The 22827-nt window shown below is 64.4% G+C and carries 20 protein-coding genes; 15 read left to right on the forward strand and 5 right to left on the reverse strand.

The annotated features are described in order from the left end of the window. Positions 1–112: 112 nt before the first annotated feature. The 11 genes from ACFOMF_RS17735 (at position 113) to rluB (ending at position 11502) form a co-directional block, all read left to right on the forward strand. On the forward strand, positions 113–991 hold the full coding sequence (locus ACFOMF_RS17735; RefSeq protein WP_386367375.1) for a PHP domain-containing protein: 879 nt from the start codon (positions 113–115) through the stop codon (positions 989–991). Continuing rightward, the gene (locus tag ACFOMF_RS17740) at positions 988–1617 is read left to right on the forward strand and encodes an L-threonylcarbamoyladenylate synthase (protein ID WP_386367377.1); all 630 of its coding nucleotides are present in this window, start codon (positions 988–990) and stop codon (positions 1615–1617) included. Before ACFOMF_RS17735 ends, ACFOMF_RS17740 begins: the two co-directional genes overlap by 4 nt. Positions 1618–1657: 40 nt before the next feature. Further along, positions 1658–2869, forward strand: a complete 1212-nt coding sequence (locus ACFOMF_RS17745; RefSeq protein WP_386367379.1) for a tryptophan--tRNA ligase — start codon at positions 1658–1660, stop codon at positions 2867–2869. A 16-nt stretch (positions 2870–2885) separates the two neighbouring features. After that, entirely contained in the window at positions 2886–3692 is an 807-nt protein-coding gene (locus tag ACFOMF_RS17750) for a segregation and condensation protein A (protein WP_386367381.1), read from the forward strand. After that, positions 3692–4423, forward strand: a complete 732-nt coding sequence (gene scpB, locus ACFOMF_RS17755; protein ID WP_386367383.1) for an SMC-Scp complex subunit ScpB — start codon at positions 3692–3694, stop codon at positions 4421–4423. The genes ACFOMF_RS17750 and scpB overlap by 1 nt, the downstream gene beginning before the upstream one ends. Before the next feature lie 137 nt (positions 4424–4560). Further along, positions 4561–6390, forward strand: a complete 1830-nt coding sequence (edd, locus tag ACFOMF_RS17760; protein ID WP_386367385.1) for a phosphogluconate dehydratase — start codon at positions 4561–4563, stop codon at positions 6388–6390. Further along, positions 6387–7349, forward strand: a complete 963-nt coding sequence (locus ACFOMF_RS17765) for a glucokinase (protein WP_386367387.1) — start codon at positions 6387–6389, stop codon at positions 7347–7349. Before edd ends, ACFOMF_RS17765 begins: the two co-directional genes overlap by 4 nt. 133 nt (positions 7350–7482) lie before the next feature. Further along, positions 7483–8952, forward strand: a complete 1470-nt coding sequence (zwf, locus tag ACFOMF_RS17770; protein ID WP_386367389.1) for a glucose-6-phosphate dehydrogenase — start codon at positions 7483–7485, stop codon at positions 8950–8952. Further along, positions 8939–9652: a 6-phosphogluconolactonase gene (pgl, locus tag ACFOMF_RS17775; protein ID WP_386367391.1), complete on the forward strand. Its 714-nt coding sequence runs from the start codon at positions 8939–8941 to the stop codon at positions 9650–9652. Before zwf ends, pgl begins: the two co-directional genes overlap by 14 nt. 22 nt (positions 9653–9674) lie before the next feature. Further along, positions 9675–10319: a bifunctional 4-hydroxy-2-oxoglutarate aldolase/2-dehydro-3-deoxy-phosphogluconate aldolase gene (locus ACFOMF_RS17780; protein WP_386367564.1), complete on the forward strand. Its 645-nt coding sequence runs from the start codon at positions 9675–9677 to the stop codon at positions 10317–10319. A 76-nt stretch (positions 10320–10395) separates the two neighbouring features. Next, positions 10396–11502: a 23S rRNA pseudouridine(2605) synthase RluB gene (gene rluB / locus ACFOMF_RS17785; protein ID WP_386367393.1), complete on the forward strand. Its 1107-nt coding sequence runs from the start codon at positions 10396–10398 to the stop codon at positions 11500–11502. Positions 11503–11571: 69 nt separating this feature from the next. Here the strand turns inward: rluB and ACFOMF_RS17790 are convergent, their stop codons facing one another. The 5 genes from ACFOMF_RS17790 to ACFOMF_RS17810 all read right to left on the reverse strand — a co-directional run bounded on the left by ACFOMF_RS17790 (position 11572) and on the right by ACFOMF_RS17810 (position 16375). Beyond that, the gene (locus ACFOMF_RS17790) at positions 11572–12501 is read right to left on the reverse strand and encodes a GGDEF domain-containing protein (protein ID WP_386367395.1); all 930 of its coding nucleotides are present in this window, start codon (positions 12499–12501) and stop codon (positions 11572–11574) included. A 192-nt stretch (positions 12502–12693) separates the two neighbouring features. Beyond that, entirely contained in the window at positions 12694–13434 is a 741-nt protein-coding gene (locus ACFOMF_RS17795; protein ID WP_386367397.1) for a YciK family oxidoreductase, read from the reverse strand. A gap of 134 nt (positions 13435–13568) precedes the next feature. After that, complete coding sequence (gene mupP / locus ACFOMF_RS17800) at positions 13569–14240, reverse strand: N-acetylmuramic acid 6-phosphate phosphatase MupP (protein WP_386367399.1); 672 nt, start codon at positions 14238–14240, stop codon at positions 13569–13571. Continuing rightward, positions 14240–14938: a bifunctional 2-polyprenyl-6-hydroxyphenol methylase/3-demethylubiquinol 3-O-methyltransferase UbiG gene (gene ubiG, locus ACFOMF_RS17805; RefSeq protein WP_386367401.1), complete on the reverse strand. Its 699-nt coding sequence runs from the start codon at positions 14936–14938 to the stop codon at positions 14240–14242. Before ubiG ends, mupP begins: the two co-directional genes overlap by 1 nt. Before the next feature lie 99 nt (positions 14939–15037). Continuing rightward, positions 15038–16375: a TRZ/ATZ family hydrolase gene (locus tag ACFOMF_RS17810; protein WP_386367403.1), complete on the reverse strand. Its 1338-nt coding sequence runs from the start codon at positions 16373–16375 to the stop codon at positions 15038–15040. A gap of 182 nt (positions 16376–16557) precedes the next feature. Between ACFOMF_RS17810 and mtnA the strand changes: the two genes are divergently transcribed. The 4 genes from mtnA to pheA all read left to right on the forward strand — a co-directional run bounded on the left by mtnA (position 16558) and on the right by pheA (position 22728). Further along, positions 16558–17634, forward strand: a complete 1077-nt coding sequence (gene mtnA / locus ACFOMF_RS17815) for an S-methyl-5-thioribose-1-phosphate isomerase (RefSeq protein WP_386367566.1) — start codon at positions 16558–16560, stop codon at positions 17632–17634. 158 nt (positions 17635–17792) lie between these two features. Then, positions 17793–20486, forward strand: a complete 2694-nt coding sequence (gyrA, locus tag ACFOMF_RS17820; RefSeq protein ID WP_386367405.1) for a DNA gyrase subunit A — start codon at positions 17793–17795, stop codon at positions 20484–20486. A 59-nt stretch (positions 20487–20545) separates the two neighbouring features. Beyond that, positions 20546–21631, forward strand: a complete 1086-nt coding sequence (gene serC / locus ACFOMF_RS17825) for a 3-phosphoserine/phosphohydroxythreonine transaminase (protein WP_386367407.1) — start codon at positions 20546–20548, stop codon at positions 21629–21631. Continuing rightward, positions 21631–22728, forward strand: a complete 1098-nt coding sequence (gene pheA / locus ACFOMF_RS17830; protein ID WP_386367409.1) for a prephenate dehydratase — start codon at positions 21631–21633, stop codon at positions 22726–22728. Before serC ends, pheA begins: the two co-directional genes overlap by 1 nt. Positions 22729–22827: the final 99 nt, after the last annotated feature.

The raw sequence follows: 22827 nt of genomic DNA on the forward strand, positions 1-22827 counted from the left end.
CGAGGTTGGTGGAGACAGGCATAATATCAAACCGGGCCGTGGCTTGAACGGCAGGCACCGAGGAGCCTGCCCACGGTCTGAAAGCCATGACCCAGCTAAAGAGAGCCAAAGATTGAAGGTTGACCTGCACTGCCACAGCACAGCATCCGATGGCGCCCTGACGCCGACGCTATTGGTGGAGCGTGCCTACGAGCGAGGCGTCACCCTGCTGGCGCTGACCGATCACGACACCCTCGAGGGGCTGCAGGAGGCGCATGCCGCCGCGACCCGGCTGGGTGTGCAACTGGTCAACGGCGTCGAGTTGTCCTGTGTCTGGGGTGGAACGACCATCCACGTGCTGGGTTACGGTTTTCCGCTTGCCTCCGAGGCCCTTGGCAAAGCGATTGAGCGACTGCACGAAGGGCGCTGGCGACGCGCCGAGACCATCGCCGAACGGCTGGCCGCCAAGGGCATTGGCGATGCGCTCGAAGGCGCTCTGTCGATTCAGCGCGCACTGGGCAGCAGCGAGAACGCCCCTGCCCGACCGCACTTCGCCGATTATTTGGTCCAGGCCGGGTACGTCCGGGATCGTTCGGAAGCGTTCCGCAAGTGGCTGGGCGCGGGCAAGCTTGGCGACGTCAAGCAGCACTGGCCCGAGCTCGACGACACTCTGGCCACGCTTCGCGAGGCTGGTGCCTGGATCAGCCTGGCGCATCCCTGGTATTACGATTTCACCCGCAGCAAACGCCGCAAGCTCGTTGCCGCCTTTGCCCAGGGCGGGGGCCATGCGCTGGAGGTGGTCAACGGTATGCAGCCCGCCGAGCAGGTCGGCTCCCTGGCGATTCTTGCGCGGGAATTCGGCCTGATGGTCAGTGCCGGCAGCGACTTCCATGCGCCTGCCGAGTGGTCCGAGCTTGGCTTGTACCGCGCGTTACCCGAGGATTTGTCGCCAGTCTGGCGGCACTTCCGGCAGAATGACCCCACCATCCGCAATGCCGAAGGCCCTGCATGAGCCAGTTTTTCCAGATCCACCCCGATAACCCGCAACCAAGACTGATCAAGCAGGCGGTCGAGATCATCCGGGGCGGCGGCATCATCGTCTACCCGACCGATTCGTCCTACGCTGTGGGCTGCGCGATGGGTAACAAGGCGGGGCTGGAGCGCATACGGCGGCTGCGGCAACTGGACGACAAGCACAACTTCACCCTGGTCTGCCGCGATTTGTCACAGCTGGGGGCTTTCGCCAAGGTCGATACCGCGACCTTCCGCCTGCTGCGCACCTATCTGCCAGGGCCCTACACCTTCATTCTCAACGCCACGCGTGATGTGCCACGGGTCATGTTGCATCCGAAACGGCGAACCATCGGAATCCGTGTGCCGGAGCAGCCCATCGCCCAGGCGCTGCTCGCCGAACTCGGCGAGCCGCTGCTCAGTGTCAGTCTCATCCTGCCAGGCGAGACGCTTCCGCTGAGTGACCCTTACGAGATGCGCGATGCGCTGGAACACCATGTCGATCTGATCGTCGATGGTGGTTATGGCGGCATGGAGGCCTCGACCGTGATCAGCCTGGTGGAAGGTGATCCGGAAATCGTCCGGGTCGGCTGTGGCGACCCGGCGCCTTTCGGTGCGTCGGCATGAGCCGTGTCACGTCCAGGACAGCCAAGCAAGGACACCCCCTTTGAGCGCTTTCGACTCCCAGCGCCGTGTCGTTTCGGGGATGCGGCCGAGCGGGCCGCTGCACCTCGGGCATTATCATGGCGTGCTGAGGCACTGGATCCGCCTGCAGCACGAGCACGAATGTTATTTCTGCATTGTCGACTGGCATGCGCTGACCACCCACTACGAGTCGAGCGGGAATATCGAGCAGCATGTCATGGACATGGCGGTCGACTGGCTGGCCGCCGGCGTGAGTCCGAGCTCGGCAACGCTGTTCGTGCAATCCCAGGTTCCCGAGCATGCCGAGATGCACCTGCTGCTCTCGATGATCTGCCCGCTCAACTGGCTCGAGCGAGTGCCCTCGTTTCGCGAGCAGCAGGAGCAGCAGACCCGCGACCTCAACACCTACGGCTTTCTCGGCTATCCGCTGCTGCAGGCAGCCGACATCCTGCTCTATCGTGCCGGCCTGGTACCCGTGGGGGCTGATCAGATGCTGCACGTCGAGTTCGCGCGGGACATCTCCAGGCGCTTCAATCACCTCTATGGCCGCGAGCCGGGCTTCGAGCAAAAGGCCGAAGCGGCCGTGCGCAAGCTCGGGCGCAAGACCGGCAAGCTCTACGTGAGCTTGCGCAAGGCCTATCAGGAGCAGGGCGACCTCGAAGCGCTGAGTACGGCGCAGGCGCTGGTCAAGGAGCAGCAGACCATCACCCTTGGTGACCAGGAGCGGCTCTATGGCTACCTGGAAGGCATCAGCAAGCTGTTGCTTCCCGAACCGCAGGCGTTGTTCAGCGACACGCCGAAGATCACCGGCCTGGACGGCTTGCGCATGGCCAATGCGGCGGGCAACGCCATCCATTTGCGTGACTCTGCGCAGGTAATCGAGGAAAAGATCCGGCGCATGCCTACCGACCCGGCTCGCGTACGCCGCGAAGACCCGGGCGAGCCGACCCGTTGCCCGGTCTGGCAGATGCATCAGGTGCACAGCGAGGTAGCGGTGTTGGCCTGGGCTGAAGAAGGTTGCCGCAGTGCCGGTATCGGCTGTCTGGAGTGCAAGGCCCCGCTGATCGACGCGGTCCGGGCCGAGCTGGCGCCGATCCAGGAGCGTGCCGAGGATTACCAGCAGAGTCCCGATCTGGTGCGCAGCATCCTCGCCGAAGGGGCCGACCATGCCCGCGACGAGGCGCGTGAGACGCTGCAGGAGGTCCGTCAGGCGATGGGCCTGCAATATCGCTGAGCGCAGCCGAGCCCTCATGACATCGGAGCCCACCCTGGAAGCCGCAGCGCAATTACCGCTGGCACTGGTCTATGGCGAGGCGTTCAACGAGCTGCCGCAGGACCTGTACATCCCGCCAGATGCGCTGGAGGTCTTTCTCGAAGCCTTCGAGGGGCCGCTGGACTTGCTGCTGTATCTGATTCGCAAGCAGAACATCGACATTCTCGACATTCCGGTGGCTGATATCACCCGCCAGTACATGGGGTACGTCGAGCTGATGAAAGCGGTACGCCTTGAGCTGGCAGCCGAGTATCTGGTCATGGCCGCGATGCTGGCGGAGATCAAGTCGCGCATGCTGCTGCCGCGCTCGACAGCGCTTGAAGAGGACGAGGGCGATCCCCGCGCGGAGCTGATTCGCCGGCTGCAGGAATACGAGAGATTCAAGCAGGCTGCCGAGGACATTGATGCCTTGCCGCGGGTAGGCCGCGAACTGCAGGTGCCGAGACTGGAGGCGCCAGAGGCGAGAGCGCGGCGGCTGTTGCCGGTGGTGAGCCTGGAAGAGGTATTGCTATCGATGGCGGAGGTGCTCAGGCGCGCCGACATGTTCGAGCGCCATCAGATCAGCCGCGAGGCACTGTCAACTCGGGAACGCATGAGCGAAGTGCTGGAGCGTCTCAAGGGCGGCGAGTTCGTGGCCTTCGTGGAGCTGTTCCAGGCAGAGGAGGGGCGGCTCGGCGTGGTGGTCACCTTCATGGCGGTGCTCGAGCTGATCAAGGAGTCCCTGGTCGAGCTGGTGCAGAATGAGCCCTTTGCGCCGATTCACGTCCGAGCCCGAGTCGACTGATGAACCTGACCGAACCCCGTGATCTCGCCGCGCTTCTGGAGGCCTTCCTGCTGGCCGCGGGCCGGCCGCTGCCGCTGGAGCGCATGGCCGAGTTGTTCGAGGATGCCGAACGACCGGAGCCGGCGCTGCTGCGCCAGGCGCTGGCGGTGCTGGAGCAGTCCTGCGAGGGGCGCGGCTTCGAGTTGCGCGAGGTGGCCAGTGGTTATCGCCTGCAGGTGCGCCGCGAATTCGCACCCTGGGTGGGTCGGCTATGGGAGGAGCGACCACAGCGCTATTCGCGGGCGTTGTTGGAAACCCTGGCGTTGATCGCTTACCGGCAGCCGATCACGCGCGGCGAGATCGAGGAGATTCGTGGCGTCGCGGTCAGCAGCCAGATCGTCAAGACCCTGCAGGAGCGCGAGTGGATTCGCGTCGTGGGCCATCGCGAGGTTCCGGGACGGCCGGCGATGTTCGCCACTACCCGTGGCTTCCTCGATCATTTCAACCTGAAAAGCCTCGATGAGTTACCGCCTCTGGCGGTGCTGCGCGAGCTGGAGATCGGCCCGGCCTCCCTGGAGGAGGACGTCTCGCCACAAGCGCCGGTCGCGCAGCCTGCCGCCGAGCCGGCGGAGCAGACCAGCTTTCGCAGTCTGCTGGCGGAACTCGATGGCATGGAGCGAGGACTCAAGACCGATTTCGCCGATCTGCCCGAGCCGACCGAGCTGCCACCGCCCCGGTCGTCCGAACCCTGACGGGCAATGGCCGAGCGTCAAGGCGGGGCTGAACTTCAGTGGCGCTTTTGCTCACCAAACTGCCAGAAAGGCTACTCTGGCCACCCGTTCTGATGCGCTAACCTAATCGATATCCGGTCTTTAGCAGGAGTGAACACATGCATCCGCGAATTCTCGAAGTCACCGAGCGACTGGTCGAGCGCAGCCAGAGCACCCGCGCGCGCTACCTGGAGCTGATGGCTTCGATGGCCAGCGACGGGCCTCATCGGGGCAAGCTGCAGTGCGCCAATTTCGCCCATGGCGTGGCTGGTTGCGGCGTCGAGGAGGACAAGCAGCGGCTGCGGCTGATGAACGAGGTCAACGTGGGCATCGTCTCCTCCTACAACGACATGCTTTCAGCTCACCAGCCCTACGAACACTTCCCCGAGATCCTCAAGGAGGCCCTGCGCGAGTTGGGCTCGGTAGGCCAGTTCGCGGGCGGCGTCCCGGCCATGTGCGACGGGGTTACCCAGGGCGAGCCTGGAATGGAAATGAGCCTGGCGAGCCGCGAGGTGATCGCCATGAGCACGGTCGTCGCGCTGTCGCACAACATGTTCGACGCGGCACTGTGTCTGGGTATCTGCGACAAGATCGTTCCCGGTCTGCTGATCGGGGCGCTGCGCTACGGCCATTTGCCGACTGTATTCGTGCCGGGCGGGCCCATGCCCTCGGGCATCCCGAACAAGGAAAAGGCCGAGGTGCGCCAGCGCTACGCCGAAGGCAAGGCCAGCCGCGAGGAGTTGCTGGAGTCGGAGATGAAGTCGTATCACAGTCCGGGCACCTGCACCTTCTACGGCACGGCCAACACCAATCAAGTGGTGGTGGAGATGATGGGCCTGCAGCTGCCTGGATCGTCCTTCGTCAACCCCTACACGCCGCTGCGTGACGAGCTGACCAGGGAGGCGGCCCGGCAGGTCACGAGGCTGACCCGTCAGGCAGGCCAGTACGTTCCGCTCTCTCGGGTAATCGATGAGAAGACGATCGTCAATTCGGTGGTGGCGCTGTGTGCCACGGGCGGGTCGAGCAACCACACCCTGCATATCCCGGCCTTTGCCCGCGCCGCCGGCATCCAGCTGACCTGGCAGGACATGGCGGACATCTCGGCGGTGGTGCCGACCCTGGCCAAGGTCTATCCCAACGGGAATGCCGACGTGAACCACTTCCATGCCTGCGGCGGGGTGCCTTTCCTGGTTCGCACCTTGCTCGACGCCGGGCTCTTGCATGAGGACGTCTACACCGTGATGGGGCAGGGGCTGCGCCATTACCTGCGCGAACCTTATCTGGAGGATGGCCGCCTGGCCTGGCGTGACGCGCCGATGAACAGCCTTGACGAGGGTATTCTGCGCCCGGTGGAGCGGCCTTTTTCGCCCGAAGGCGGCCTGCGGGTGATGCAAGGCAATCTCGGGCGCAGCGTGACCAAGATTTCCGCGGTCGTCGCGGACCAGCGGGTGGTCGAGGCGCCCGCTCGGGTTTTCCATGACCAGGCCGGACTGGCCGAGGCCTTCAAGGCCGGCGAACTGGAAACCGACTTCGTGGCGGTCGTCCGCTTCCAGGGGCCAAAGGCCAACGGGATGCCCGAACTGCACAAGCTGACGCCCTTTCTCGGTGTGCTGCAGGACCGAGGCTATCGCGTCGCGCTGGTCACCGACGGGCGGATGTCCGGTGCATCGGGCAAGGTGCTCGCCGCCATCCATGTCTCGCCGGAAGCGCTTGATGGCGGCGTCATCGCCAAGGTCCGCGACGGCGATGTGATCCGCGTCGACAGCGAGACTGGCGAGCTGACCGTGCGGGTCGCTGCCGACGAACTGGCGCGCCGCGAGCCGGCTTCCCCGCCGCCGGGGCAGGGCATCGGTTACGGTCGTGAGCTCTTCGCCTTCATGCGTCATTCGTTCAGCTCGGCTGAGCTTGGGGCCAGCGCCTTCACCGCAGCGCTGGATGAGTTGCAATGACGCTGGCGCTGGTGGGGGATATCGGTGGCACCAATGCTCGCCTGGCGCTCTGGCGGGACAGCCAGTTGAGTGCGGTACGGGTGCTGCCGACCGTGGACTATGCGACCCCGGCCGATGCCATTCGGACTTACCTGGCCGGCCTGAACCAGCCGGTCGAAGCGCTGGACTCGGTGTGCCTGGCGTGTGCCGGGCCGGTTCAGGATGACGAGTTTCGCTTCACCAACAACCACTGGCGGATCAGCCGCCGGGCATTCTCGGCAGAGCTGGGACTCAGGCACCTGCAACTGGTCAACGATTTCGCGGCGATGGCACTGGGCATGACCCGGCTGGATCTCGCGGACAGGGTAGTCGTGGCCCAGGGTGAGGCCGATCCGGATAGCCCCTGCCTGGTCATTGGTCCCGGTACCGGATTGGGCGTCGCCGGGCTGCTGCCGCTCAAGGGCGGCGGCTGGCGGGCCTTGCCAGGGGAGGGGGGGCATGTCTGCGTGCCGGTGGGCTCGGCCCGCGAAGCGGCGCTGTGGCAGTACCTCAGTCAGCAGGTTGACCATGTGGAGGCCGAGTCGGTACTCAGCGGTCGCGGACTACTGACGCTTTATCGCGCGTGCTGTTCGCTGGACGGCGTGGAGCCCGTGCTGCAGTCCCCTGCCGAGATCACCGGGGCGGCACTCGCCGGTGACGCCTACGCAGCCGGCGTGCTGGAGCAGTTCTGTGCCTGGCTCGGCCGCATCGTCGGCGACAACGTTCTCACGCTGGGCGCCCGCGGTGGTGTATACATCGTTGGAGGCGTGATCCCTCGCTTCGTCGATTTTTTCCTGGCCAGCGGATTTCTCGACGCCTTCAGGGACAAGGGCAGGATGAGCCGCTTTCTGGAGGCCGTCCCGGTGTGGCTGGTCACCGCGGACTATCCCGGTCTGACCGGTGCGGGAGTGGCTCTGGAACAGCTGCTCGAGGACGGCTGACCGGAACAGCCCTGGCAGGGGACAGTCGAACGAGGTGCCCATCCCGAGCACGCCTGCCAGCGCCGAGCGGTTCGGTAATCTTTTCATTCCAGCCGGCATTGCTGGCCATGGCCAACAGCGACATGTGGAGACTATGCCCGCCATAATCGTAGAAGCCGTCACCTTTGCGCTGTTTGGCGCCACCGGTGACCTCTCGACCCGAAAGCTCTTTCCGGCCCTCTACCAGCTCGATCGTGCCGGCTTGCTCAACGAACAGACGCGTGTCCTGGCGCTGGCCCGCGAAGCGGCGCCGCCCGAAGCGCAGCTGGCGCGTATCGAGCAGGCGGTGCGCGCCCGCATTGCAGCCGAAGAGGTCGACGAAAGCGTGATGCAGCGATTCATCGGCCGCCTGGACTACCTGGCCATGGATTTCCGTCGCGCCGAGGATTACGCATCCCTGGCCGAGCGGGTCGCCCCGGACCGGCCGCTCATCGCCTATTTCGCCACCCCCGCGGCGGTCTATGGCGCGATCTGTGAAAACCTGGCGGGCGCCGGTCTTGCCGAGCAGAGCCGTGTGGTACTGGAAAAACCCATCGGTCATGACCTCGCCTCGTCGAAGGTGGTGAACGAAGCCGTGGCACGTTTCTTCCCGGAAACCCGGGTCTACCGGATCGACCACTATCTGGGCAAGGAAACGGTTCAGAACCTCATCGCCCTGCGTTTTGCCAACAGCCTTTTCGAGACCCAGTGGGACCACAACCATATCTCCCACGTGGAAATCACCGTGGCCGAGACCGTCGGTATCGAAGGCCGCTGGGGTTACTTCGACCAGGCCGGGCAATTGCGCGACATGCTGCAGAATCACCTGCTGCAACTGCTCTGCCTGACTGCGATGGACCCGCCCAGTGACCTGGCCGCCGACAGCATCCGCGACGAGAAGGTCAAGGTGCTCAAGGCTCTGGCGCCCATCACCCGCGAGCAGATCAGTCAGCGCGTGGTGCGCGGCCAGTACGGATCGGGCTACAGCGGTGGCAAGCCGGTGCCCGGCTATCTCGAGGAAGAAAACGCCAATCCCGAGAGCAGTACGGAGACCTTCATTTCCCTTCGTGCAGACATCTGCAACTGGCGCTGGGCAGGAGTGCCCTTCTATCTGCGGACCGGCAAGCGCATGGCGCAGAAGCTGTCGCAAATCGTGATCCACTTCAAGGAGCCGCCCTTCTACATTTTCGCCCCCGAGCAACGCTCGCTGATCACCAATCGGCTGATCATCCGCCTGCAACCGCAAGAAGGAATCTCGCTGCAGGTGATGACCAAGGAACAGGGCCTGGACAAGGGCATGCATTTGCGCAGCGGGCCCTTGCAGCTCAACTTTTCCGAAACCTACAAGAGTTCGCGGATCCCCGATGCCTACGAAAGGCTATTGCTGGAGGTCATGCAGGGCAACCAGAACCTGTTCGTGCGTAAGGACGAAATCGAATACGCCTGGCAATGGTGCGATCAGCTCATAGAGGGCTGGTCGCGTCTCGGCGATCGCCCCAAGATCTATCCTGCAGGGTCCTGGGGGCCGGTAGCCTCCATTGCCCTCATCACCCGTGACGGGAGGTCCTGGTATGGCGATCTCTGAACTCGAACTGCCCACGGGCGTCGTCGCGCACAGCCTGGCCGACGCCGAGCGTCTGGCCGAGGCGCTGGCGGACAGGGTTGCCGAGGCCTTGTCCTTTGCTGTGCAGACCGACGGTTCGGCAAGCCTGGCGGTGTCGGGCGGGCGTAGCCCCATTCCCTTCTTCGAGGCCCTGTCACGGCGGACGCTGGACTGGAGTCGGGTGCAGGTCTGCCTGGCCGACGAACGCTGGGTTCCGGTCGACGATCCGGCCAGTAACGAAGGGCTGGTACGTCGGCATTTGTTGCAGAACGAGGCCGCGACGGCGCAGATGGTCGGCCTCTACCAGCCGGCGGATGTGATCGAGGAGGCCGTTTCGCTGGCCTCGGATGCGCTGGCCAGCCTGCGCCGTCCCTTCGATGTGGTGATCCTGGGGATGGGCGAGGACGGCCACACGGCCTCGCTGTTTCCCGGCAACCCGAACCTGGCAGAAGGGCTCGACAGTGAATGCCAGGTGCGCTGTCTGCCCATGCAGGCGCCAGTCGCGCCCGCTCAACGAATCACCCTGACCTATCCCATGCTGGCTGGAGCACGCGTGCAGTGCCTGGCTATCCAGGGGACCTCGAAGCTGGAGACACTCGAACGGGCCCTGCAGGCGACGCCGCTGCAGATGCCGATTCGCGCCTTCATGCATTCGCCGCTGGAAATCTACTGGTGCCCCTGAGGCTGGAGACCGTCCCATGAGTCTGGACATGGAACAGAAGAACGATCTGATCGACAGCCTGTGCGTACGGGCCCGCATCCTCCCGGTGATCACCATCGGCAGCGAGGAGCAGATTCTGCCGCTGGCCGATGCGCTCGCCACTGGGGGCCTCAATACCCTGGAAATCACCTTGCGTTCGGCCCATGGGCTGAACGCGATCCGCCTGCTGCGCAGGGAGCGTCCCGAGTTGTGCGTGGGCGCCGGTACTGTGCTCAATCCGCAGATGCTCGATGAATGCGTGGCAGCCGGCGCGCAATTTCTGGTTTCACCCGGCGTGACGCCTGATCTGCTCAAGGCCGGGGTTTCCGCTCCCGTACCCTTGCTGCCCGGTACTGCCAGCGCGTCGGACATCATGCTCGGCTATGCCCTTGGCTACCGTCGCTTCAAGCTGTTTCCAGCGGAGATCGCCGGTGGCGTCGCGGCGATCAAGGCCTACGGCGGGCCGTTCCCGGGGGTGCGTTTCTGCCCCACCGGCGGGGTGAGTCCGGACAACGCGAGCCAATACATCAGGCTGCCCAACGTCATGTGCGTGGGCGGCACCTGGATGATCGACGCCGACGCACTCCAACGGGGAGACTGGGCCGAGATCGAGCGTGCCTCTGCCAAGGCGTTGGCCGCATTGGGATAACGGCGCGACTGCATGCAGCGTGGCCCGGATGCGCGTATGATTCGCGCCCCTTAGATCGCACACCGGGAGGTGCCCGATGGAACAAGACGTTACGCCACGTGGCGAAAAACTGCAGAAAGTACTTGCCAACCTCGGGCTCGGCTCGCGCCGTGACCTCGAAAGCTGGATCACCCAGGGCCGGGTCCAGGTCAACGGCAAGGTCGCCACGCTTGGCCAGCGGGTCGAGCCCGACGATGCCATCGCAGTCGATGGTCGGCTGATGCGCCGCGAAGACGCCGCGCGAGTGGTACGCCGGGTGCTGATCTACAACAAGCCCGACGGCGAGATCTGCACCCGCGACGATCCTGAAGGCCGGCCGACGGTATTCAGCCGGTTGCCGCATCCCAAGGAAGGTCGCTGGATCAATGTCGGCCGCCTGGACATCAACACCACCGGCCTGCTGCTGTTCACCACCGATGGCGAGCTTGCCAACCGGCTGATGCACCCGTCCTACGAGATGGATCGCGAGTATGCCGTGCGGGTTCGCGGGGAAGTCGACGAGGAAATGCTCGAACGGCTGAAGAACGGCGTGATGCTCGAGGATGGTCCGGCGCGCTTCACCGACATCAAGGAAGCGCCAGGCGGCGAAGGCTTCAACCACTGGTACCACTGTGTGGTGATGGAAGGCCGTAACCGCGAGGTCCGTCGCCTGTGGGAGTCGCAGGGCCTGGTGGTCAGCCGCCTCAAGCGCGTGCGCTTCGGGCCGGTGTTTCTCAACTCGGACCTGCCGATGGGCCGCTGGCGCGAGATGAGCCAGCGCGAAGTCGATATCCTCAGCGAGGAACTCGGCCTGACCCCGGTGGCGTTGCCGGAGATGAAGACCAAGGTTCGCGAGAAGCTCGACCGCCTGCAACGCAAGGCCGCCAAGCCAATGACGCGCAATGAGCGCCGTGTCCGAGAGCTGCGCCCGTCCCACGAGGCCGATGCACCGGCCCGCCAGGAGCAGAAGCCGGCACGCAAGCCAAGGCCGGCACAGGACAAGCCGCGGGGTACCCCGGTGGCCGAGCGGCCGGGCGATAACCGCAAGCGTGAGCGCAGCCAGGACGAGCGTCCCGCACGCAAGCCGGGCGGCGACAAGCCGGGCAAACGCAGGTCGCCGGCCCCGGCTGGCGAAGGGCAGCGTCCGGGCTTTACCCGGCGCTGAGCCTCCGGCTTTCCCGCTGCCCACGAACCCCGCCCAGCGGCGAGGTTGGTGGGCAGCGGCCGACGCGGCTCAGACAGCTAGACGCATCTGGTTGCGACCGTTGCGCTTTGCCTGGTACAGGGCGCTGTCGGCACGGGCCAGCAGGGCGTCCAGGGTTTCCGGCACGCGATAACTGGCGCAGCCCATGCTGACCGTGAGCGGCAGATGGCCGTCATGACTGCAGAACTCCATGCTGTTCACCGCCTGACAAAGCCGCTGCCCCACCAATGCTGCCGACTTCTCGGGCGTGTTCGAGAGCAGTACGAGAAATTCCTCGCCGCCGTAGCGAAATACCATGTCGACGTTACGCAACTGCGACTTCAGCCTGGTGGTCACCGCCTTTAGGACCTCGTCCCCGCAGGGGTGACCGAATCGGTCGTTGATCGACTTGAAATGGTCCATGTCTAGCATCAGCACCGACAGCGGTTGCCCGTGTCGGCGTGCCAGTTCGACCTCTCTGGTCAGGGTCTGCTGCATGGCCACCCGATTGCCCGCACCCGTGAGCGGGTCACGCAGCGCGTCGAGCAGCGCGGCGCGGTACAGCAGGGCGTTGCGCAGGGGAAACAGCAGGCAGGGCAGCAGTGCCTCGAGCTGGTGAAGTTCGAAGTCGTCGAACCGGGTGGACCGCTGGAAGACCAGTTCGCCGATGCTCTCGCCGAGATGGTTGAGGTGGTAGCGGGTCCGGTGCGGCGCCGCTTCACCGAGTTCCAGTCGCAGGTCGGTTGGGCCGTGGCGGTAGCTCAGCCCGCTGACCGGAACCAATGCGCGTACGGCGGTCAGAAAGATCCCGAGCAGGCGATCCGCCTCGAGGCTCGTCTGCAGTTGCTGGCCAAGCTGGCGGTGTAGCTCGGCCACGCTGGCAGGGCGCGGGACGTGGAAGGGCGAAGGGACCTGTTCCAGCGACGACATTCTGCTGGTGTCGAATTCGATGATATTGCCGGTTGGCTGATGGGGCTGCATATCCGCCTCGTCGCGCTTGAGTGCACTGGTTAAAAAAAAATAGTGCGAATTCGATGCCACTTTCGGAAAGTTTTTATTTTCCAAAGAGTTATGCGATCAAGCGGAGCGCGAGAAACTGAACTGCCAGGTGAGTGATGGCATATTGACGTTAGTGGCCAGTAAGTTGCCGGAATTCCGGCAACCCAAACCGCTCTATTGGGCGTCGAACGCCTGTCCGTTGACACCCCTGGCATCAGGTCCCATGAGATAGAGATACAGGGGCATGATCTCTTCCGGAAGCGGGTTGCTCGCCGGGTTCTCGCCGGGGTAGGCGAGGGCGCGCATGGCGGTCCGGGTGGCACCAGGGTTGATACTGTTGGCGCGGACCTGGGTAATGCCGTCCACCTCGTCGGCTACCACCTGCATGAGGCCCTCGGTGGCGAACTTGGATACCGCGTAGGCCCCCCAATAGGCTCGTCCCTTGCGGCCGACACTGCTGGAGGTAAAGACGATCGAGGCATCCTCGGAAAGCTTCAGCAGCGGCAGCAGGGTGCTGGTGAGCATGAACATGGCGTTCACGTTGACCTGCATGACTTGCATGAACTGTTCGCCGGTCAGCTGTTCCAGCGGGGTGCGCGGACCAAGGATGGAGGCGTTGTGCAGCAGGCCGTCGAGCCGGCCGAACTCGTTCTCGATCATTGCAGCCAGTTCGTTGTACTGATTCTGCTGGGCCTGTTCGAGGTTGAGCGGAATCACCGCCGCCTGGGGGTGGCCGGCGGCCTCGATTTCGTCGTATACGCGGTTGAGGTTGTCCTCGTTCTTGCCCAGCAGCAATACGGTCGCGCCATGCGCGGCGTAGGCCTTCGCCGCCGCGGCACCGATACCCCGGCCGGCGCCAGTGACCAATATGACGCGCCCGGCAAGCAGGTCGGGGCGGGGGGTGTAGTCGTACATGAAAATCCCTAAAAGTGGAAAAGACGATAACGGTGCTGAAGGCTGGAGGCTTGACGAAAGGCACGTATCAGGTCGCCCTTTCGTTCAGCGTCCCGCTACCGCCTCCAGCGATAATTCAGCAAGCGCACAACCATTCAGCAAGCACACAACGCCCGATCCAGCAGAGCCCTGAGTTCGGACGGGTGGTCGACCACGACATCGGCGCCCCAGTGGCCCGGGTTGTCGTCAGGGTGGATATAGCCATAACGGACCGCAGCGGTACGGGTGCCGGCGGCGCGACCGGATTCGATGTCGCGCAGGTCGTCGCCGATGTACAGGGCTTCGATCGGCTTTACGCCGAGGCGGCTGCAGGCCAGCAAGACCGGTTCAGGGTCGGGTTTGCTGCGGCTGACGTGGTCGGGGCAGATGAGCACCGAGGCACGTTCGGCCAGCCCTAGTCCCTGGAGAATCGGCGCGGCAAAGCGCACGTGCTTGTTGGTCACCACGCCCCACTTGAGCCCCGCCGCCTCGATATCCGAAAGCAGTTCAGGCATGCCTTCATAGAGTTGGCTATGGACGGCGCAGTGGTCCAGGTAGCGTTCCAGGAACTCGATGCGCAACGGCTCGAAGTCCTCGGCAAAGGGATCGATGTCGAAGCCGTGCAGCACCATGGCCCGGGCGCCCCCTGACACCACGTCGCGGATACGCGCAGGTTCCACGGGTGGCAGGTCGCGTGCGGCGCGCATGGCATCGACCACGGCGATAAAGTCCGGTGCTGAGTCGAGCAGCGTGCCGTCAAGGTCGAACAGAACCGCGCGCAACCGCATCAAGCCTCCTTGACGGTCTGGATCATGTAGTTGACGTCCACATCGGCGCCAAGCTTGTAGTGCCGGGTCAGCGGGTTGTAGGTCAGCCCGATCATGTCCTTTACCGCCAGGCCGGCGTCTCGGCTCCAGGCACCCAGCTCCGAAGGACGAATGAATTTCTTGAAGTCATGGGTGCCACGGGGCAGCAGCTTGAGCACATACTCGGCGCCAATGATGGCGAATAGGTAGGACTTGGGGTTGCGGTTGATGGTGCTGAAGAACACCTGGCCGCCGGGCTTGGCCAGGGTGAAACAGGCCCGGATCACCGAAGCCGGGTCGGGTACGTGTTCGAGCATCTCCATGCAGGTCACCACATCGAACTGGCCGGGCGCCTCCATGGCCAGGGCTTCGGCCGTGACCTGCCGGTAGTCGATCTGGAGGCCGGATTCCAGCTGGTGCAGGCGGGCGACCGACAGTGGCGCCTCGCCCATGTCGATACCGGTGACCACAGCCCCTCGGCGGGCCATGGACTCGCTGAGGATGCCGCCGCCGCAGCCGACGTCGAGCACCTTCTTGCCGGACAGCGGGGCGTGCTCATCGATCCAGTTGACCCGTAGCGGGTTGATCTCGTGCAGCGGTTTGAACTCGCTTTCGCGATCCCACCAACGGTAGGCGAGGGCTTCGAACTTGGCGATTTCGCTGTGATCGACATTGCTCATGGTGGTTTCCATTGTTCAGTGCTTCTGGATCAGGCCTGGCAGCTCTGCTGCAAGCTTAGCCTGTCATGGGCGTCCGGGGCATCCCGGCGGTTTGTCACATCAGGCGCGATCGGCCGCGGCGATCCTGGCGCCCCATTCACGGGCGGTGGCGATCAGCCGGTTCTCGTCCATGCGGGTGAGCTGGTGATCCTCGACCAGCTGCTTGCCGCCGACCCAGAGGTGCCGAACCGCATCCCGGCCGGTGGCGTAGATCAGCTGCGAGACCGGGTCGTAGACCGGCTGTTGGGCCAGTCCGGAAAGATCGAACGCGACCATGTCGGCGAGCTTGCCGATCTCCAGCGATCCGGTGCAGTCGCTCAGGCCCAGTGCCCGAGCACCGTTCAGGGTGGCCATGCGCAAGGCGCGGTGGGCGTCCAGGGCAGTGGCCGAGCCACATACCGCCTTGGCCAGCAGCGCCGCTGTACGGGTCTCGCCCAGCAGGTCGAGATCGTTATTGCTGGCTGCGCCGTCGGTGCCGATGGCCACGTTGACCCCGGCTTCCCATAGCCGCTCCACCGGGCAGAAGCCGCTGGCGAGCTTGAGATTGGATTCGGGGCAATGGATCACACTGCAATTGTGTTCGACCAGCAGGGCGAGGTCCTCGTCGCTGATCTGGGTCATGTGCACGGCCTGGAACCTGGGACCGAGCAGTTGCATGCGCGCCAGCCGTGCCAGCGGGCGTTCGCCGTGCTTTTGCAGCGCCTCCTCGACCTCATGGGCGGTTTCGTGGACATGCATATGGATGCAGGCATCCATTTCCGCGACGAGAATGCGAATCTGCTCGAGCTTGTCATCGCCGACCGAGTAGGGCGCATGTGGGCCGAAGGCGACGCTCAGCCGGGGGTGGTGCTTGAGATCGTCATGCAGCGCGACGCCGCGGCGCATGGCTTCGTTGGCGTCGCGGGCGCCGGGCGTCGGAAAGTCGAGGATCGGAATGGCGATCTGGCCGCGCATGCCACTTTCATGGATACGCTGGCTGGCAACGTCAGGGTAGAAATACATGTCCGAAAAACAGGTGACTCCGCCCTTGAGCTGCTCGGCGATCGCGAGGTCGGTGCCGTCGCGGATGAACGCCTCGTCAACCCAGCGCGCTTCAGCCGGCCAGATATGCTGCTGCAGCCACGCCATCAGTGGCAGGTCGTCCGCCAGGCCGCGGAAAAGTGTCATCGCGGCGTGGCCATGGGTATTGATCAGCCCAGGGGCGAGTAGCATGTCCGGCAATTCCCGCACCTGGGTGGCGGGGTGCTTGAGCGCTTCATCACGGGGCGCCAGCAGGGCGATCTTGCCGTCGCGCACGCCGAGCCCGTAGTCCTTGAACACCACCCCGCCCGGCTCCACCGGCACCAGCCAGGTGGGCAGCAGCAGAAGGTCGAGGGGCGCGGGGGAAGGATGGGACATGGCGGGGTTCCTGAAGACTTAAGACGCGAGTTTAAAACAAAGCCGAGGCTTGCGGCGCGGTGAAACGCCGCGCCAGAGCCTGGATTCGATGTGGACCCCGGTCACTCGAACCTGATCCGGCCGATGGCGTATAATCGCCGGCTTTTTGTGCCTGCAATGATGAAGGGGTGATCATGCGCGACATGCGCGAGCGTTTGCTGGCTGCCGAAAGGGTCAAGGCCATCGAGTGGAAACACGGCCGCCTGCATCTGCTGGATCAGCGAAAGCTGCCAACCGAGACCTGCTGGAGGGCTTACGACTCGGCCGCGGCCGTGGCCGGCGCGATCCGCGACATGGTCGTGCGTGGCGCCCCGGCGATCGGCATCAGTGCGGCCTATGGCCTGGTGCTGGGCCTGGCGGCGCGGCTCGGGGCGGGTGATGACTGGCGCGCTGCGCTAGAAGAGGATTTCGACATCCTCGCCGCGTCCCGGCCCACTGCGGTGAATCTGTTCTGGGCGCTCAACCGCATGCGCGAGCGGCTCGACCGACTGCGGGCGGATGAGGATCCGCTGGCCGTCATGGAGCAGGAGGCCGTCGCCATTCACGACAGCGATCGCGAAGCGAACCTGACCATGGCCCAGTTCGGCGTCGAGCTGATTCGCAAGCACAACAGCCAGCGGCAGCGCCTGATGACCCACTGCAACACCGGCGCCCTGGCGACCGGCGGGTTCGGTACGGCACTGGGTGTGATCCGCGCCGCGCAGCTGCGCGACCTGGTCGAGTGCGTGCATGTCGACGAAACCCGTCCCTGGCTGCAGGGCTCACGGCTGACCGCCTGGGAGCTGGCCGGCGAGGGCGTGCCGGTCAGCCTCAACGTGGATTCGGCCTCGGCGCACCTGATGAAAACCCAGGCGATTTCCTGGGTCATCGTCGGCGCCGACCGCATCACCGCCAATGGCGACGTGGCGAACAAGATCGGCACCTATCAACTGGCCGTGACCGCCATGCACCATGGGGTGCGCTTCATGGTCGTCGCGCCGAGCTCGACCATCGACATGAGCCTCGAGAACGGCGACGACATCCCCATCGAGGAGCGTGCCGGCAGCGAGCTGCTGGAAGTCAACGGTCAGCGCTTCGCCGCCGATGTGGAGGCCTTCAACCCGGTCTTCGACGTCACTCCGGCCGATCTGATCGACGCCATCGTCACCGAGAAGGGGGTGGTCGAGCGACCCAACACGGAAAAGCTGGCCGAGCTGATGAATCGGAAGAGGTTGCACTGACGGCAGCTTCAAGCCGGAAGCGGGAAGCCCGGCGGGAGCGGTCCCGGTGGCGCCCGGGCGGCTCTGGAGGGCTTGCCGCTTGAGGCTAGCGGCTTGCAGCTGTGTTAACATTCCGCGATTACGCAACCCTCGCTTGAATTACAAGGAACCCGGTTTCCATGGGCGAACTGGCCAAAGAAATCCTCCCGGTCAACATCGAAGACGAACTCAAACAGTCTTATCTCGATTACGCCATGAGTGTAATTGTCGGTCGGGCCCTGCCGGATGCCCGCGATGGACTGAAGCCCGTGCACCGTCGGGTGCTGTACGCCATGAAGGAGCTGGGCAACGACTGGAACAAGCCGTACCTGAAGTCGGCCCGTGTGGTCGGTGACGTCATCGGTAAGTACCACCCCCACGGCGACTCGGCGGTGTACGACACCATCGTGCGGATGGCTCAGCCGTTTTCGCTGCGCTACATGCTGGTCAATGGCCAGGGCAACTTCGGGTCGGTGGATGGCGACAACGCGGCGGCCATGCGATACACCGAAGTGCGCATGTTCAAGCTTACCCACGAGCTGCTCGCCGACCTCGAGAAGGAAACGGTCGACTGGGTCGACAACTATGACGGCTCGCTGAAAATCCCGGCCGTCATGCCGACCAAGGTGCCCAATCTGCTGATCAATGGGTCCAGCGGTATCGCCGTCGGCATGGCGACCAACATTCCGCCACACAACCTCGGCGAGGTGATCGACGGTTGTCTGGCGCTGATGGACAACCCCGACATCGACATCGATGGTCTCCTGCACTACATCCCCGGCCCCGACTTCCCCACCGCTGGGATCATCAATGGCCGCGCCGGAATCATCGAGGCCTACAAGACCGGTCGGGGACGGATTTATGTGCGCGCCCGTGCCGATGTCGAGGATATCGACAAGGTCGGCGGCCGCCAGCAGATCGTCATCACCGAGCTGCCCTACCAGCTGAACAAGGCGCGCCTGATCGAAAAGATCGCCGAGCTGGTCAAGGAGAAAAAGCTCGAGGGCATCACCGAGCTGCGCGACGAGTCCGACAAGGACGGCATGCGGGTGGTCATCGAGCTGCGTCGCGGCGAAGTGCCGGAGGTGGTGCTCAACAACCTCTACGCCCAGACCCAGCTGCAGAGCGTGTTCGGCATCAATATCGTCGCCCTGATCGATGGGCAGCCGCGTACCCTCAATCTCAAGGACCTGCTCGACGCCTTCGTCCGTCACCGCCGTGAAGTGGTGACCCGGCGCACCGTCTACGAGCTGCGCAAGGCACGTGAGCGTGGCCATATCCTGGAAGGCCAGGCAGTTGCGCTGTCGAACATCGATCCGGTGATCGCACTGATCAAGGCTTCGCCAACGCCGGCCGAAGCCAAGGAGAAGCTGATCGCCGAGGCCTGGGAGTCGAGTGCGGTGGAGGCGATGGTCGAGCGTGCCGGCGCCGATTCCTGCCGTCCTGAAACCCTGGAGCCTCAGTACGGGCTGCACAACGGCAGGTATCACCTGTCGCCGGAGCAGGCGCAGGCCATCCTCGACCTGCGTCTGCACCGCCTGACCGGGCTGGAGCACGAGAAGCTGCTGGCCGAGTACCAGGAAATCCTGGGCGAGATCGGCGAGCTGATTCGCATCCTGACCTACCCCGAGCGGCTGATGGAAGTCATCCGCGAGGAACTCGAGGGGATCCGCAAGGAATTCGGCGACGCGCGCCGTACCGAAATCCTCGAGTCGCGCCTGGATCTGACCCTGGCCGACCTCATCACCGAGGAAGAGCGGGTGGTCACCATTTCCCACGGCGGCTATGCCAAGAGCCAGCCGCTGGCCGCTTACCAGGCCCAGCGCCGTGGTGGTCGCGGCAAGGCAGCGACCGGGGTCAAGGACGAGGATTATGTCGAGCATCTGCTGGTCGCCAACAGCCATACCACGCTTCTGCTGTTTTCCAGCCGGGGCAAGGTGTACTGGCTGAAGACCTACGAGATTCCCGAGGCCTCGCGCACCTCCCGCGGACGGCCGCTGGTGAACCTGCTGCCGCTCGAGCAGGGCGAGCGCATCACCACCATGCTGCCGGTGGACGAATACGCCGAAGGCCACTTCATCTTCATGGCGACCTGCAACGGCACCGTGAAGAAGGTGCCGCTGGAGCAGTTCAGTCGCCCGCGTAGCGTGGGCCTGATCGCGCTGGACCTGGATGAAGGCGACACGCTGATTTCCGCCGCGATCACCGACGGCGAGCGCGAAGTCATGCTGTTCTCCGACGGTGGCAAGGTGACCCGCTTCAAGGAGTCGGACGTGCGCGCCATGGGGCGTACCGCCCGCGGGGTGCGCGGGATGCGTCTGGCCGACGGTCAGCAGCTGATTTCGATGATCATTCCGGAGGAAGGCTCCGAAATCCTCACCGCCTCGCTGAATGGCTTCGGCAAGCGCACCGCCATCGATGAGTTCCCCCAATACCAGCGTGGTGGTCAGGGTGTCATCGCCATGGTCAGCAACGACCGCAACGGCAAGCTGGTCGGCGCGGTGCAGGTGCTCGAAGGCGAGGAGATCATGCTGATTTCCGACCAGGGCACGCTGGTGCGGACCCGGGTCAGCGAAGTATCGCGCCTGGGTCGTAACACCCAGGGCGTGACGCTGATCAAGCTGGGCAAGGGCGAGCATCTGGTCGGTCTGGAGCGTGTCCAGGAGCCTTCCGAGGAAGAGGTGCTCGAAGCGATCGAGGCGAGCCTGAGCGAAACGGCCCTGGAAAAGGAAATGCCGGTGGTCAGCAGTGAGCCGAGCGAGGATGAGCTGCTCGGCGGAATTGGTGACGTGCCGCCCAGCGTCGTTCCCACCGACGACGAGGACGACAGGTAACGCCCGTCCAGAAGGGGCGTCGCGGCGCCCGGTCATCCACGATTACGAGAGAAATGGTAGTGAGCACACGCGCTTATAACTTCTGTGCCGGCCCGGCCGCATTGCCAGAAGCCGTCCTGCGACGGGCTCAGGCGGAGCTACTCGACTGGCGCGGCATAGGCCTGTCGGTGATGGAAATGAGTCATCGCAGCGACGAGTTCGTCGGCGTGGCGAGCAAGGCCGAGCAGGATCTGCGCGACCTCCTGGCCATTCCCGCCAACTACAAGGTGCTGTTCCTGCAGGGCGGGGCAAGCCAGCAGTTCGCCCAGATTCCGCTGAACCTGCTGCCCGAGGGCGGCACGGCAGACTACATCGACACCGGGATCTGGTCGAAGAAGGCGATCGAGGAAGCGCGGCGTTACGGCACCGTCAACGTGGCGGCCAGTGCCAAGTCCTGCGACTATTTCCGTATTCCGCGTCAGGAGGAGTGGACGCTTTCGCCTGACGCCGCTTATGTGCACTACACCCCGAACGAAACCATCGGTGGGCTGGAATACGACTGGATTCCGGACACCGGTGACGTTCCGCTGGTGGCCGACATGTCCTCGACCATTCTTTCGCGCCCGCTGGACGTCTCGCGCTTTGGCCTGATCTACGCTGGTGCGCAGAAGAACATCGGTCCGAGTGGCCTGGTGGTGGTGATCGTCCGTGAAGATCTGCTGGGTCGCGCCCGGTCGAGCTGCCCGACCATGCTCGACTACAAGGTCGCTGCGGACAATGGCTCGATGTACAACACCCCGCCGACGCTAGGCTGGTACCTGGCGGGGCTGATCTTCGAGTGGCTGAAGGAGCAGGGCGGCCTCGAGGCCATGGGGCAGGTGAACCGGCGCAAGCAGCAGAAGCTGTATGAATTCATCGATGCCAGCAGCCTCTATAGCAACCCGATCGCCACCGCCGACCGTTCGTGGATGAACATCCCCTTCGTACTCGCCGACGCGGGGCTGGACAAGGCGTTCCTGGCCGGCGCCAGTGCCCGCCAACTGCTCAACCTGCAAGGGCATCGATCGGTGGGCGGCATGCGCGCGTCCCTTTACAACGCGGTCAGCGAGGCGGCAGTCGATGCGCTGATCGCCTACATGGCCGAATTCGAAAAGGAGAATGGCTGATGTCCGAGGCTGATCAGCTCAAGGCCCTGCGGGTGCGCATCGACAGTCTCGACGAGCGAATTCTCGACCTGATCAGCGAGCGGGCTCGCTGTGCCCAGGAGGTGGCGCGGGTCAAGACCGAGCACCTTGGCGAAGGTGAGACCGCGGTGTTCTACCGCCCGGAGCGCGAGGCCTGGGTGCTCAAGCACATCATGGATCTGAACAAGGGACCGCTGGGCAACGAGGAGGTGGCGCGGCTGTTCCGCGAGATCATGTCCTCCTGTCTGGCCCTCGAGCAGCCGCTCACGGTTTCCTTCCTCGGCCCCGAGGGCACCTTTACCCAGGCGGCGGCGCTCAAGCACTTCGGTCAGGCCGTGATCAGCAAGCCCATGGCGGCGATCGACGAGGTGTTCCGCGAGGTGGTGGCCGGTGCGGTCAACTTTGGCGTGGTGCCGGTGGAAAACTCCACCGAAGGCGCGGTCAACCACACCCTTGACAGCTTCCTCGAGCACGACATCGTGATCTGCGGCGAGGTGGAGCTGCGCATCCACCACCATCTGCTGGTGGGCGATACGACCAAGACCGACCATATCACTCGCATCTATTCCCATGCGCAGTCGCTCGCACAGTGTCGCAAGTGGCTTGACGCGCACTACCCCAACGTCGAGCGGGTGCCGGTCGCCAGCAATGCCGATGCGGCCAAGCGCGTCAAGAGCGAGTGGAACAGCGCGGCCATCGCCGGCGACATGGCGGCTCAGCTGTACGGCCTGAGCAAACTGGCGGAAAAGATCGAGGATCGCCCGGACAATTCCACCCGGTTCTTTGTCATCGGCAGCCAGGAAGTGCCGCCGACCGGCGATGACAAGACGTCGATCATCGTTTCGATGCGCAACAAGCCGGGCGCCCTGCATGATCTGTTGATGCCATTCCACCAGAACGGCATCGACCTGACCCGCATCGAAACCCGGCCGTCGCGCTCGGGCAAATGGACCTACGTCTTCTTCATCGATTTCGTAGGCCATCACCAGAACCCGCTGGTGAAAGACGTGCTGGAAAAGATCGCCTGCGACGCGGTGGCGTTGAAGGTGCTGGGGTCTTATCCCAAGGCCGTGCTGTAGCACGGCCCTCGGGCTGAAGGCTTGAGGCTGAAGGCTTGACGATAAAGCGGCATGCTTCTGTAGGCGTGCCTGTGAATATTTGGGCGGGCGAGGGGGCTG

The sequence above is a fragment of the Stutzerimonas tarimensis genome (assembly GCF_042648805.1).
GTDB classification, from domain to species: Bacteria; Pseudomonadota; Gammaproteobacteria; order Pseudomonadales; family Pseudomonadaceae; genus Azomonas; species Azomonas tarimensis.